General features: G+C 71.3%; 14 protein-coding genes. 10 read left to right on the forward strand and 4 right to left on the reverse strand.

Translation table 11 applies throughout. The annotated features are described in order from the left end of the window. The first annotated feature begins 36 nt into the window (after positions 1-36). The 3 genes from ACY3FI_RS12050 to ACY3FI_RS12060 are packed head-to-tail and all read left to right on the forward strand — an operon-like array spanning position 37 to position 1,044. Entirely contained in the window at positions 37-183 is a 147-nt protein-coding gene (locus ACY3FI_RS12050) for a hypothetical protein (RefSeq protein WP_462547776.1), read from the forward strand. 4 nt (positions 184-187) lie between these two features. Next, positions 188-346, forward strand: coding sequence for a hypothetical protein (locus ACY3FI_RS12055; RefSeq protein WP_462547777.1), 159 nt, complete (start codon positions 188-190; stop codon positions 344-346). 29 nt (positions 347-375) lie between these two features. Further along, a complete protein-coding gene (locus ACY3FI_RS12060) occupies positions 376-1,044 on the forward strand; it encodes an NUDIX domain-containing protein (protein WP_462547778.1) in 669 nt (222 codons plus the stop codon). Between the two features lie 65 nt (positions 1,045-1,109). Here ACY3FI_RS12060 and ACY3FI_RS12065 read toward each other — a convergent pair whose 3' ends face one another. Next, on the reverse strand, positions 1,110-1,790 hold the full coding sequence (locus tag ACY3FI_RS12065; protein WP_462547779.1) for a hypothetical protein: 681 nt from the start codon (positions 1,788-1,790) through the stop codon (positions 1,110-1,112). 275 nt (positions 1,791-2,065) lie between these two features. Between ACY3FI_RS12065 and ACY3FI_RS12070 the strand changes: the two genes are divergently transcribed. Continuing rightward, a complete protein-coding gene (locus tag ACY3FI_RS12070) occupies positions 2,066-2,728 on the forward strand; it encodes a peroxiredoxin-like family protein (RefSeq protein WP_462547780.1) in 663 nt (220 codons plus the stop codon). Positions 2,729-2,738: 10 nt separating this feature from the next. Here the strand turns inward: ACY3FI_RS12070 and ACY3FI_RS12075 are convergent, their stop codons facing one another. Then, the gene (locus tag ACY3FI_RS12075) at positions 2,739-3,938 is read right to left on the reverse strand and encodes an ROK family protein (RefSeq protein ID WP_462547781.1); all 1,200 of its coding nucleotides are present in this window, start codon (positions 3,936-3,938) and stop codon (positions 2,739-2,741) included. 133 nt (positions 3,939-4,071) lie between these two features. On the opposite strand from ACY3FI_RS12075, the gene ACY3FI_RS12080 reads away from it, so the two are divergent. The 6 genes from ACY3FI_RS12080 (at position 4,072) to ACY3FI_RS12105 (ending at position 11,262) form a co-directional block, all read left to right on the forward strand. Further along, a complete protein-coding gene (locus tag ACY3FI_RS12080) occupies positions 4,072-5,367 on the forward strand; it encodes an ABC transporter substrate-binding protein (RefSeq protein ID WP_462547782.1) in 1,296 nt (431 codons plus the stop codon). 10 nt (positions 5,368-5,377) lie between these two features. Next, the gene (locus ACY3FI_RS12085) at positions 5,378-6,337 is read left to right on the forward strand and encodes a carbohydrate ABC transporter permease (RefSeq protein ID WP_462547783.1); all 960 of its coding nucleotides are present in this window, start codon (positions 5,378-5,380) and stop codon (positions 6,335-6,337) included. Next, on the forward strand, positions 6,337-7,242 hold the full coding sequence (locus tag ACY3FI_RS12090) for a carbohydrate ABC transporter permease (protein ID WP_462547784.1): 906 nt from the start codon (positions 6,337-6,339) through the stop codon (positions 7,240-7,242). Before ACY3FI_RS12085 ends, ACY3FI_RS12090 begins: the two co-directional genes overlap by 1 nt. Continuing rightward, on the forward strand, positions 7,242-8,933 hold the full coding sequence (locus tag ACY3FI_RS12095) for a glycoside hydrolase family 13 protein (protein ID WP_462547785.1): 1,692 nt from the start codon (positions 7,242-7,244) through the stop codon (positions 8,931-8,933). The genes ACY3FI_RS12090 and ACY3FI_RS12095 overlap by 1 nt, the downstream gene beginning before the upstream one ends. A 143-nt stretch (positions 8,934-9,076) precedes the next feature. Next, positions 9,077-10,045, forward strand: a complete 969-nt coding sequence (locus ACY3FI_RS12100) for an ABC transporter ATP-binding protein (RefSeq protein WP_462547786.1) — start codon at positions 9,077-9,079, stop codon at positions 10,043-10,045. Continuing rightward, positions 10,042-11,262: an ABC transporter permease gene (locus ACY3FI_RS12105; protein WP_462547787.1), complete on the forward strand. Its 1,221-nt coding sequence runs from the start codon at positions 10,042-10,044 to the stop codon at positions 11,260-11,262. Before ACY3FI_RS12100 ends, ACY3FI_RS12105 begins: the two co-directional genes overlap by 4 nt. Before the next feature lie 61 nt (positions 11,263-11,323). On the opposite strand, the gene ACY3FI_RS12110 is transcribed toward ACY3FI_RS12105, so the two are convergent. After that, on the reverse strand, positions 11,324-11,956 hold the full coding sequence (locus ACY3FI_RS12110) for a hypothetical protein (RefSeq protein WP_462547788.1): 633 nt from the start codon (positions 11,954-11,956) through the stop codon (positions 11,324-11,326). 77 nt (positions 11,957-12,033) lie between these two features. After that, positions 12,034-12,699 carry a nicotinamide riboside transporter PnuC gene (gene pnuC / locus ACY3FI_RS12115; protein WP_462547790.1) on the reverse strand — a complete coding sequence of 222 codons (666 nt, stop codon included), beginning with the start codon at positions 12,697-12,699 and terminating at the stop codon, positions 12,034-12,036. Positions 12,700-12,775: the final 76 nt, after the last annotated feature.

The raw sequence follows: 12,775 nt of genomic DNA on the forward strand, positions 1-12,775 counted from the left end.
CGTCGGGCGGCGCGCCCGACCGAGGAAGGACCGGCCATGACCACCATCGAGACGCACTCGCAGTTCTCCGAGGTCCGCGAGGCATCCCGCGCGCGGCTGCTCGCCGTCGTGGCCACCGGTACCGGCATCGTCGCGGTGACCATCGCCTCCATCGCCATGACCGTCGTCACCCTCGGGGCGTGACCGCATGTCCGCGAACCACCTCTCCGAGCTCCGCCGCCAGCCCACCGAGTGGCACCGCCGCGGCATGCGCCACCCCGACGAGATCGACGCACTCGTGCACGCTCGGATCCACGGCGGGGTCCCGCCGGAGCCGAGCTACGACGACTTCTTCCGCCGGGGCTGACCGGGTCCTCCGTCCGGTACGGTCGCAGCGTGCGAGACGACCGAGGAGCCGACCGACCCGACAGCCGCGGGCGGACCGGACTCCACCTGACCGGCCGTGACCTGCGGCGCAACCCGGACGTGGTCGTGCGTGACGTCGAGGTGACGTCGGACGGCTGGCATGTCCTGCGCCGGACCACCTTCGACGTCCGCGGACGCGACGGCCGCTGGACGACGCAGCAGCGCGAGACCTACGACCGCGGCAACGGCGCGACCGTGCTGCCCTACGACCCGGAACGCGGCACCGTCCTGCTCACGCGGCAGTTCCGGTACCCGGCGTACGTCAACGGCCACCCGGACGGGATGCTCGTCGAGACGGCCGCGGGGCTGCTCGACGACGACGACCCCGAGACCGCGGTCCGCCGCGAGGCACGCGAGGAGCTCGGCGTCGAACTCGGCCCGCTGACGCTCGTGTTCGACGCGTTCATGAGCCCCGGTTCGGTCACGGAGCGCGTGCTCTGCTACGTCGGCGCCTACTCCCCCGCCGACCGGGTCGAGTCCGGCGGCGGACTGGCCGGGGAGGGCGAGGACATCGAGGTGCTCGAGCTCCCCGGGGCGGACGCGATCGCGATGCTCGACGACGGTCGGATCACCGACGGCAAGACGATCATGCTGCTGCAGTGGGCGGCCCTGCACGGCCTGGTGCCGACCGCGCACTGACCCGGCGGTGCACGCACGAACGGCGCCGTCCCGGAGGGGACGACGCCGTTCGACGGGAGCGGGAGTTACTTGATCTGCGCCGTGATGGTCGCGGTGCCGACCAGCATGCCGCGCTTGACGGCGTCGGTGCTGAACGTCTTGTTCAGCAGGTCCGCGGCGTCCTGCGAGATGTGCACGGTGGTGCCGGTGAGGACCGCGTTGTCGCCCTCGAGCTGCAGCGGCTTGAGCGAGCCACCCCAGAGCTCGAAGAGGTAGGCGTTCGACGCGACGACCTTGCCGTTCAGGGCGACGTCACCGTAGAGCTTCGAGGAGCCCGGGTTCACGACGAAGTTCTCGAGCGTGACCTTCGTCGAGCCAGCGGTCAGCGTGAGGCCGGAGTCGCCGTGGTCGAGCAGGCCCTGCACGTAGGGACGGTAGTCGCCGTCCGGGGACCAGTAGGTGACCGAGCCGGCCGTGATCGGGAAGGACACCGAACCGTTGTCGAGCTTCGCGTTGCCCGAGACACCCGGGGTGAGCTTCAGCGAGGTGAGCGCGTCGGTGAAGCTCTTGTCGAGCGCGACGGCGGTGTTGCCGCCCTTGACCTCGGGGACCGACGCGACCGGGGCCGGGATCTTCGAGGAGGACGAGGAGACGGTGTGGATCGCCGGGGTCGAGGCCTGGGCGGCCGAGACGCCGAACGCCGCGCCACCGAGGACGAGGGCGCCGGTGGTGGCGAGGGTGATCGAGGTCTTGAGGCTCTTGCGCATGTCTTCGTTCCTTTGCTGTGTCGCGCTCGGCGCGGTCTGCTGTGTGCGCGCCGAACACACCCCGGAACGGGGTGGAGAACCAGCTCCGTGCGGCTGGTGAGCGCTCCGGGTGTTTCCCGGTCGTTGCAGGTGATTCGACGCCCGCCCCGCATCGGTTTGGTCGGGTTCGTGTCGGGTTCGCCCGTGACGTTCCGTGACGCCGACGGGGCTGCCGGTCGCCACCCGTGCCTAGGCTCCGGACGTCGACAGCCGTCGACCACACCCGGTGGTCACCGATGCCCAACCCGTCCATCGCAGAACAGGTCGACACCTTCAACGAGGGCTTCACCGGACAGATCGGCCCCGAGCTGTCCGCGGTCTTCGACGGCGAACAGGCCGACCTGCGGGCCGCCGGCCTCCCCGGATCGGTCGCACGTGTCGGGGACCGCTTCCCCGACGCCGAGCTGCTCACCCCGACCGGCGGGACGACGACGCTCGCCGAGACGATCGGCGACGGTCCGGCCGTCCTCGTCTTCTACCGCGGCGCATGGTGCCCGTACTGCAACCTCACCCTCCGCACCTACCAGCAGGAGCTCCTCCCCGGACTCGACGCGCTCGGGGCGCGTCTGGTCGCGGTGTCGCCACAGACCCCCGAGGGCTCCGAGGCGGCGATCGCGAACGGCGAGCTCGCGTTCCCGGTGCGCTCGGACCCGGGCAACGCCCTCGCGGGTCGGCTCGGCATCGTCACCGAGCCGAGCCCGGAGGCCCGGGAGGCGCACACGACCCTCGGGTTCGACGTCGCGGACAGCAACGCCGACGACAGTGCTCGCATCCCCTTCCCGTCCGTGTTCGTGGTCGACGCCGACCGGGTGATCCGATTCGCGGACGTCCAGGTCGACTACACCGCGCGGACCGAGGTGGCGACGATCATCGAGGCCGTCCACACGCTGACGGCCTGACCGGTGACGGTCAGCGGACCGGCGCCGGGCTGACCGCTCGCCCGGCCCGCGGCCGGTCCGCCCGCACCGAGAACGAGAGCGGGTCCGCGCGCACGGCGTCGAGGGCGTGCGCCACCGCCCCGAGCACGACGACGTCGCCGCCGAGCGCCGACGCGACGATCTCGGGTACCGGGTCGTAGTCCCACTCGTCGAGCAGCGAGCGCGCCCGGTCGATCACGGCCGACGCCGGCTCGGCGATCGCACCGGCGACGACCACGCGGTCGATGTCGAGCAGGCTCGCCAGCAGGACGCACACCCGGGCGAGCCGGTCCCCCAGGCGGTCCACAACCACGGCCGCGAGGGGATCGCCCGCCCGCGCCGCGGCGAACACGTCCGCCGCGGAGGACGCCGGCGTCAGCGCCCCGGACCGGGTGGACGTGTCCGTCGGGACGAGTTCGGCCACGAGCGTCCGGGCCGCGGCTCCGATGCCGTCCGACGACCCGACGCCGTCGACCAGTCCGAGGACCCGCATCTCCCCGGCGCCGCCGTGTGCCCCGCGGAGCAGGACACCGTCGACGACGAGCCCCGCACCGAACCGCTCGCCGGACAGCAGCGCCGCGAAGGACGCCGCACCGGAGTTCGGCCGTTCCGCGATCGCCGCCAGGTTCGCGTCGTTCTCGACCACCACCCGAGCACCCGGAACGGCCCCGGCGAAGCCCGGGTTCATCCGGTCCCAGAACCCGCCGTCGCCGGGCGAGGCCCCACCGACGTCGACCGGGGCGGGGATGCCGAGCGCCGTGACGAGGACGCGCTCGGGCAGGGCGTCGACCGCGGCGAGCGCCGACGCGACGGTGTCCGCGACGACGCCGAGGCGGACGGGGACGTCGAGGCCGGACGCGCCGAGGGACTCCTCGGCGCGGGCGAGCACCCGGCCGCGGAGGTCGGCGACGAGGACCGTGACGCGGTGTTGCCCGGCATCGACGCCGACGACGACCCCGGCGCGCTCCTCGAGTTCGTAGCGGCGGGCGGGCCGGCCCATCCGGTACTCCCCCGCGGCACGCGCGTCGTCGAGTTCGCGCAGCCAGCCGAGCCGGACGAGCTCCTCGCAGGCGGCCAGCACGGTGGAGCGGGTGAGCCCGGTGCCGTCGATGGCCTCGGTCGCGGTGAAGGCGCCGACGGAGAAGGCGTGTGCGAGCAGCGTCCCTGCGCTCGTTCCCCGGTGCGGCGGCATGTCGTGACCCTATCGCGGGAGGACTTGCTTGCGTGATTAGATTTTCTCGCTACATTTAGTCGTGCGGGCGGCACCGGAGCCGGACCGCGGACGGAACGGCAGGGACGCCGGGTCCGCCACGGACGGAGACGACGTGACACGACACGCCACCACGGGGAGCGCAGCGGTCAGCCGCCGCGGGTTCCTGCTCGGCGCGGGCGGGATCGGAGCGGGCTTGGCCCTCGCCGGATGCGCCCCGCTCGGTTCCTCCGGCAGCCGCCCCGAGACGATCACCTTCTACGTCTCGAAGCCCGAGGTCATCGGCTACTTCGACGACGTCATCGCCCGGTTCCACGCCAGCCAGTCACGGATCCGGGTGATCCGAGACTCGACGTCGAGCATGTCCGCGAACTTCGTCCGGAACCGGCCGCCGGACCTCGGCTGCTGGAACTACAACTTCTCGGTCGCACCGTTCGTCGAACACGGGGCCCTCACGGACCTGTCCGACCTGCCCGAGGCGGACACGATCAACCCGGACCTCTGGCCGCTGCTCGAGCAGACCGCCGACCACCCGGGCCGGAAGAGCGCTCTGCCGTACTCGGTCACCGCCGCGTCCGTGATCTACGACAAGCGGCGCTTCGCGCAGCAGGGTCTGGACGTCCCGACGACGTGGAGCGAGTTCACCGACGTCTGCGAACGGCTGACGAAGGCCGGCATCGCGCCGATCTACGGCACGTTCAAGGACAACTGGACGATCGCCCAGGGCATGTTCGACTACTCGGTCGGCGGCATGGTCGACCTCCCCCGGTTCTTCGATGCGCTCCGGCGCGAGGGCACGGCCGTCGGGAAGGGCTCGTCGGTCTCCTTCGAGCGGGACTTCCGAGCGCCGATGGAACGCATGACGCAACTGCTGCGGTGGCACCAGCAGGGTGCCGCGAGCCGTGGGTACGGCGACGGCAACACCGCCTTCGCCCAGGGGAAGGCCGCGATGTACCTGCAGGGGCCGTGGGCGCTCGGCGAGATCGCGAAGACGAACCCGGACACGGACCTCGGCACGTTCCCGCTGCCCGTCACGGACGACCCCGCCGACAACAAGGTGCGCGTCAACGTCGACCTCGCGCTCTGGATCCCCGAAGCGTCGCGCAAGCAGGAGGCCGCACGCGAGTTCCTCCGCTACCTGATGACCCCGGCGGTGAACGACCGCTACAACGCGGACAACAACGGCTTCGGGGTGCGTAAGGACGCTCCCCCGGCCGCGAACCCCGCCCTCGCCGGCATGCAGTCGTACTACGACGACGCCGCCTTCTCCCTCGGCGCCTCACAGCTCGTGCCCGCCGAGATCCCCGTCGCGAACTACGCGCAGTCGATCGCCTTCGGCGGCGACCCGCAGCGACAGCTCCGCACCCTCGACGCCGACTGGGCGCGCCTGGCGCTCCGCACGGCCGCGTAAGGAGACCCGCATGGCAACCACGACCACCGAAGCCGTGACGACGGCGGGCCGACGCCGACGGGGCGGTGCCGCACCGCGCCTCCAGTCCGGGGCGACGAGGACGCGACGCCGCGGCGGGCGGCTCGATCCGCTGTTCCTCGCCTTCCTGCTGCCCACGCTCCTGCTCTTCACGCTCGCGATCACGCTCCCCGCGGTGATGGGCATCGTGCTGAGCTTCACGAACTCCGTCGGCTTCGGCGAGTTCCGGTTCATCGGCCTGACGAACTACGTCGCCGTATTCTCCGACCCCGCGATCCTGCAGGCCTACCTGTTCACGATCGGCTTCTCGTTCGTGACGGTGCTCGTCGTCAACGCGGTGGCGTTCCTGCTCGCGATCGCGCTCACGTCGAAGGTGCGCGGCAAGATCGCCCTCCGCGCGGTGTTCGTCCTGCCGATGGTGATCTCCGGCATCGTCATCGCCTACGTGTTCTCGTTCCTGTTCGCGAACTCGCTGCCGGCCATCGCGACCGCGCTCGGCTTCGCACCGCTGGAACAGAGCATCCTGGCGAACCCCGACCTGGCCTGGGTCGCGATCGTCATCGTGACCGCCTGGCAGGCGATCCCGTCGACGCTCCTCATCTACATCGCCGGGGTCCTGTCGATCCCCGGCGAGGTGTACGAGGCGGCGGCGCTCGACGGTGCGAGTTCGTGGCGACAGCTCGTCTCGATCACCGCGCCGCTGACGGCCGGCTACATCCTGATCAACCTGGTGATCGGGTTCAAGAACTTCCTCAACTCCTACGACATCATCGTCGGCCTGACCGACGGCGGCCCCGGCACCTCGACGACGAGCGTCGCGATGAGCATCTTCAAGGGCTTCAACGGCGGCGACTACGCCTACCAGATGGCGAACGCCACGATCTTCTTCGTCATCGCGGTCGTGATCGCCGTGATCCAGCTGCGGGCCACCCGCGGGAAGGCAGCGCTCTGATGACCCTGCAAGCACCCCTCCGCCCGGGCACGACCGCCACGGGCACCATCCGGTCGGTGGACGCGGACCGCACCTCGGGCCGCCGTGGCGCGCGGGCGAACTGGCCCGTCACCGTCGTCCTCGTGCTCTGCGCCCTGTCCGTGCTCGTACCGCTGTACGTGACCGTGACGATGGCGTTCAAGACCACCCCGCAGGCGGTCGACGGCAACGCCTTCTCGTTGCCCGCGCCGTTCAGCGTCGACGGTTTCGTGCAGGCGTGGGAGCTGACCGACTTCCCGCGGGCCTTCGGCATCTCGGTGTTCGTCGCCGCGATCACCGTCGTGGGCACGATCCTGCTCGCCTCGTTCACCGCCTACGCCATCGCGCGCAACTGGGACCGTCGGCTGTTCCGCTGGTCGTTCTTCTACCTGCTCGCCGCGATGTTCCTGCCGTTCCCGGTGCTCGCGCTGTCCCAGGTGAAGCTCACCGGCCTCGCGCACCTCGACAACCCGCTCGGCGTCGCGGTCCTGCACGTCATGTTCCAGCTGTCCTTCAGCGTGCTGCTCTTCACCGCGTTCCTGCGGTCGATCCCGGCGGAGCTGGAGGAGAGTGCACGCATCGACGGTGCGAGCACGGGCCAGGTGTTCTGGCGGCTGGTGTTCCCGCTCCTCGCACCGATGAGCGCCACCGTCGGCATCTTCGCGTTCCTCGCGTCCTGGAACGACTTCGTGATGCCGTCCCTGATCACCTCCGACCCGGCGCTGCAGACCCTGCCCGTGCTGCAGCAGATGTTCCAGACGCAGTTCAGCAACAACTACAACGTGTCCTTCGCCTCGTACCTGATGGCGATGGCACCGGCGATCGTCGTCTACCTCGTCACCCAGCGCTGGGTGATGGCCGGGGTGACGCAGGGCGCCATCAAGTGATGACCACCACGAACAACGGAAGGCCCGTCGTGACCGACACCCTCGCCCAGCCCGCTGCGACCACCACCGACGAGACCTGGTGGCGCCAGGCGAGCGTCTACCAGATCTACCCCCGCTCGTTCGCCGACGCGGACGGCGACGGCATCGGCGACCTGCCCGGCGTCACCTCGCGCGTGCCGTACCTGGCGTCGCTCGGCATCGAGGCGGTCTGGCTCAGCCCGTTCTACCCGTCCGCCCTCGCCGACGGCGGCTACGACGTCGACGACTACCGCGACGTCGACCCCCGACTCGGTACGCTCGACGACTTCGACGACATGGTCGCGGCGTTGCACGGCGCGGGCATCCGGGTGATCGTCGACGTGGTGCCGAACCACACGAGCGACCGGCACGCCTGGTTCCGCGAGGCAATCGCGTCGCCGCCCGGCAGCCCGGCCCGCGACCGCTACGTCTTCCGCGACGGCACCGGCCCGGACGGCACGGAGCCGCCCGCCGACTGGGTGTCGATCTTCGGCGGCCCGGCCTGGACCGCCGTCGGCGACGGCCAGTGGTACCTGCACAACTTCGCGAAGGAGCAGCCCGACCTGAACTGGGCGAATCGCGAGGTCCGCGACGACTTCCTGCACACGCTGCGCTTCTGGTCGGACCGCGGGGTCGACGGATTCCGCATCGACGTCGCGCACGGCCTGGCGAAGGACCTGCCGGCCGGGCCCCTGCCGAGCTGGGCCGAGGTGCTCGCGGCGCCGAAGGACGGTTCGCACATCCTGTGGGACCGCGACGACGTGCACGAGATCTACGCCGAGTGGCGGAAGGTCTTCGACGAGTACACCCCGGCCCGCACGGCCGTGGCGGAGGCGTGGGTCGCCGCCGACCGGCGCGCCCGCTACGCGAGTGCCGAGGGACTGGGTCAGGCGTTCAACTTCGACCTGCTCGAGGCCGACTTCGACGCCGGGCAGTTCCGGAGCATCATCGAGTTCAACCTCGGCCTCGCCGAGCAGTCCGGGTCCTCGACCACGTGGGTGTTCTCGAACCACGACGTCGTCCGGCACGCCACCCGCTACGCCCTGCCCGCACGGAACGGCGACGAGCAGAAGCAGGGTGCCGCGTGGCTCCTGGCCGGCGGGTCGCAGGACGACCTCGACCGGTCGCTCGGACTCCGGCGGGCGCAGGCGGCGACGCTCCTCGAGCTCGCGCTCCCCGGGTCGGCGTACCTGTACCAGGGCGAGGAGCTCGGCCTGCACGAGGTCGGTGACGTCCCGGACGCCGAGCGGCAGGACCCGGCGTTCTTCCGGAACCCGGGCGTCGACGTCGGCCGCGACGGCTGCCGCGTACCGCTCCCGTGGACGCGCCAGGGCCCGTCGTTCGGCTTCGGCGACGGCGGCTCGCACCTGCCGCAGCCGTCCTGGTTCGGCGACTCCTCGGTCGAGGCGGAGGACGCCGACCCCGACTCGACGCTGAACCTGTACCGGAAGGCGCTGGGCCTGCGCGGGCAGCTGCAGTCCGAGGAGCACCTCGAGTGGCTCGAGACCGGCCGCGACGACGTGCTGGCGTTCCGTCGGCCGAACGGATGGACGAGCGTGACCGTGTTCGGCGACGAGCCGTACGCACTCCCCGCCGGCGAGCTCCTGCTCGCCTCCGCGCCGGTGGCAGACGGCGCACTGTCGGGTGTGGGGACCGCCTGGTTGCGTTCCTGACGGAACGCGTCACGTCCTCGACGTGACCAGCAGGCGGACTGGAGGCGCGGTGCGGGCAGGCACCGCGCCTCCAGCCCGTCCCGGTGCGGCGCCACGGCCATCGCGCGGCCGGGGCCGTCAGGCGCGGCCGGTAGGGTCGCCCCATGAGCGGTGCGGCCATCGACGTGCGGGACTTCGTGATGCGTTTCGGCGACCGGAACGTGGTCGACGGTCTGTCGTTCGACGTCGCCCCAGGCGAGACCTTCGGCCTGCTCGGCAGCAACGGCTCCGGCAAGACCACGACGATCCGAGCCCTGCTCGGCATCACCACGCCCACGGCCGGCACCCTGACCATCGACGGCGCCGACTACCGTCCGGCCACCGGCGGCATCGGGTACCTGCCCGAGGAACGAGGGCTGTACCGCAAGGAGAGCGTCATCGACGTGATGACGTACTTCGGCACGTTGCGCGGGCTGCGTCGGCCGGAGGCGACGGCGTGGAGCCTCGACTACCTCGCCCGTGTGGGCCTCGCCGACCGCGCCAAGCTCCGCGTCGACAAGCTCTCCGGCGGCCAGCAGCAGAAGGTGCAGCTCGGCATCACGATCATGGACCGCCCGCGGCTGCTCATCCTCGACGAGCCGACCAAGGGCCTCGACCCGGTGAACCGTCGCCTGCTCCTCGACCTCGTCGCGGAGCGCAAGGCCGACGGCGCGACGGTGGTCCTCGTCACGCACCACATGGACGAGGTCGAACGGCTCTGCGACCGGATCCTCCTGCTGAAGGACGGCCGGGCCGCCGCCTACGGCACCATCCCGGACGTGCAGGACGCCTTCGGCGGCGCGGTCGCGAAGGTGCTCCTCGACGGCACCGTCCCGCGGTCGCCGCTCTACCGGCTCGCCCGACACGAGGGCCACGTCGCGTACCTCGTGCCGACGTCGGCCGCGGCTGCGGACGGTTCGGACATCCTGGCGTCCCTCGTGTCCGCCGGCGTGCACGTGAGCGGGTTCGAGATGCGTCGGATCCCGCTCGACGAGATCTTCGTGCAGGTGTACGGCCACGACGCCGGGGCGGACGACGGAGCAGCCGGGTCCGCCTGGTCCGCTGCGCCGGCGCCTGCTGGGGCCGCGGCGTGAGCCGGCTCGGGACGGTCGTCCGGTTCGAGTTCGTCCGCGCGGTCAAGAAGCCCGCGTTCTGGATCGGCACCCTCGCGCTGCCGGTCGTGATCGTCGTCGTCTCCCTGCTCGTCGGGCTCGGTCAGGCCGCCGGGTCGGACTCCGTCGTGTCGAGCGCCGCGGCGTCGAAAGTGCCGTTCCACTACGTCGACCGCTCCGGCCTCGTGTCCGAGACGATCGCGAAGCGCTGGGGCGGGACCCCCTCGGACGACCCCGCTGCCGACCGGGCGGCCGTCCGGGCGGGCACGCTCGACGCCTTCATCACGTTCCCGTCCTCCCCCGCGACGACGGCGATCCGGGTCGAGGGCGCGGACCGCGGCCTCTTCGAGAACGGCGGCTACTCGACGCTCGCCGAGCGGGTGCTCGAGCAGAGCGTCGCGGCCTCGGTCGGCGACGACGAGGCGGTCGAGCTGCTCCGGTCCCCGCCGCAGACCGACCTGACGACGTACGCCGACGGCCAGGTGGCACCGGGCTGGCTGTCGATCGTGCCGCCGTTCCTCTACGTCGCCGCGTTCTTCGGGCTGGTCGTCCTGCTCGCCACGCGCATGGTGACGGTCGTCGTCGAGGAGAAGGAGAACCGCATCTCCGAGATGATCCTCACCACGGTCACCGCCGGGGACCTCATCCGCGGCAAGGTCGTCGCGATGCTGCTCGTCGGGTTCGTGCAGGTCGGGGTCTTCGTCGTGCCCGGACTGCTCGTCGCCCTCGCGGCCCTCCCGCTGGTGGCCTCGCGGCTGGGCGGGCTCGCGGTCGACCCGTGGCGGATGGTCGTCGGGGCGCTGCTGCTCGTCGGCGGCGTGCTGCTCGCCTCCGGCCTGTTCGTGGCCGTCGGGGCCGCGGTGCCCTCGATCAAGGACGCGTCGGCACTGCAGTCGGCGGCGATCTTCGCGCTGATCATCCCGCTCTACGCGGCGTTCTTCGTGATGACGACGCCCTCGTCCCCCGTGGCGCAGTTCTTCACGTACTTCCCGACCTTCACGCCGATCACGGCGATGGTGCGGAACGCCGTCGGCTCGCTCAGCGTGACGGAGTCGGTGGTGTGCATCGTCGAGGTCTTCGTCGCCGCGGGGCTGCTGCTCTGGTTCGCCGAGTACCTGTTCCGGCACTCGGTGGCCCAGTACGGGTCGAAGGTGACGCTGCGGCAGATCGCCTCGTGGCGGCGCCGGAAGCGCGCCTGACGCGCTCCTGACGGTGCGCCACGCAGGTGCCGGCGGGGGCCTGCCATCGCGAGGCCCGCTCTCAGCTCGTGAGGACGGCCTCGTCGAGGTCCCAGGCCGGCACCTCGCGCTCGCGCCAGCCCTGACGGAGCGTCCGCACGGCGCGGTCGAACTCGACGAGGACGTCGACGTGCGGCCGGACGAGCATCTGGATCTGCAGTCCCTCCTGCACGGCGAGGAGCTGCGTGGCCGCTTGGTACGCCGGGATCGCGAGGTCCTCGTGTCCGGCGTCCGCGTCGCGCTGGAGTCCGGTGGTGACCTCCTCGACGTGCTCCTCGAACCGCTTCCGGAAGAGCTCCGCGAACTCGTTGTCCGAGGACGCGATGGTCACGACACCGGCGAGCACCCGGACCAGCCCCGGGTCGGCGACGTCCTCGGCCAGCGTCATCCGGAGGTGCTCGATCGTGCACGACGGGGGCTTCTGGCGACGGGTGCCGCGGAGCTGCGTCCACCGGTCGTAGGTCACGAGGAGCAGCGCGTCCCAGGTCGGGAAGAGCCGCTCGACGACGAGCGGGTCGACGCCGGTGACCTCGGCGACCACCGAGGCGTCCACGTCGTCGAAGGGGTGCAGGCGGTAGGCCCGGATCGCGCCGCGGACGATGCGCTCGGCGAGGGACTGCTCGTCCTCGAGTCGACCCTCGTGCTCGTGTGCCATCCGACCATCCCAGCGGACCGGACGTCCGCTGTCTGCTCCCCGGAAGGGGGTACCCGCGCTCTGCGGTTCCCCGGAGCCTAGCCGACCGTGATCGGAGCTGCGCTCGGCTTCCGGCGCTGCGCCGCCCAGACGAAGAAGCCGGTCAGCGTGAAGACCCCGTAGAAGACGTACATCGCGCCGGAGGCGTAGTACCCGGCGGAGAACAGCAGGGGCACGCCGACCAGGTCGACCGCCACCCAGATCAGCCAGAACTCGACCCAGCCCTTCGCCATGCCGTAGGTCGCCAGGACCGAGCCGACGAAGATCCAGGCGTCGCTCCACACCGGCTCGTACGAGCCGAGCGCGCGGAACACCGGGGTCAGGACGGCGGTGCCGCCGACCAGCGCGAGCACGAGCAGCCCGCGGGTCCGCCAAGAGGCCCACCGCGGTTCGATCACGGTCGTGGCCTCGTCCGGACGGTGCGTCCAGCGGTACCAGCCGTAGACGCTCACGACGACGAACATCACCTGGCGGCCGGCCTGGCCGAGCAGGTTGACCGGGTTCGGGGTGTCGAAGAGCGCGCCCATGAAGACGGTGAAGAGCAACGCGTTCCCGAGGATGCCGACCGGCCACGCCCAGACCTTGCGTCGCATGCCGCCCAGGGCGCTGAGCAGGCCGAAGACGTTGCCGATCACCTCGCGCCAGAGCACCGTCTGGTCGCCGATGACGAGCTGCGCGTCGAACAACCACCGCACGATGCCCACGTGACCCTCCTCGTTCCGGTCCGTGCAACCGTAGGGGGCGCACCGGCATTCCGAGCGGTCGTGCGACGCCGGACTA

It is taken from the genome of Curtobacterium sp. RM9 (assembly GCF_054956955.1).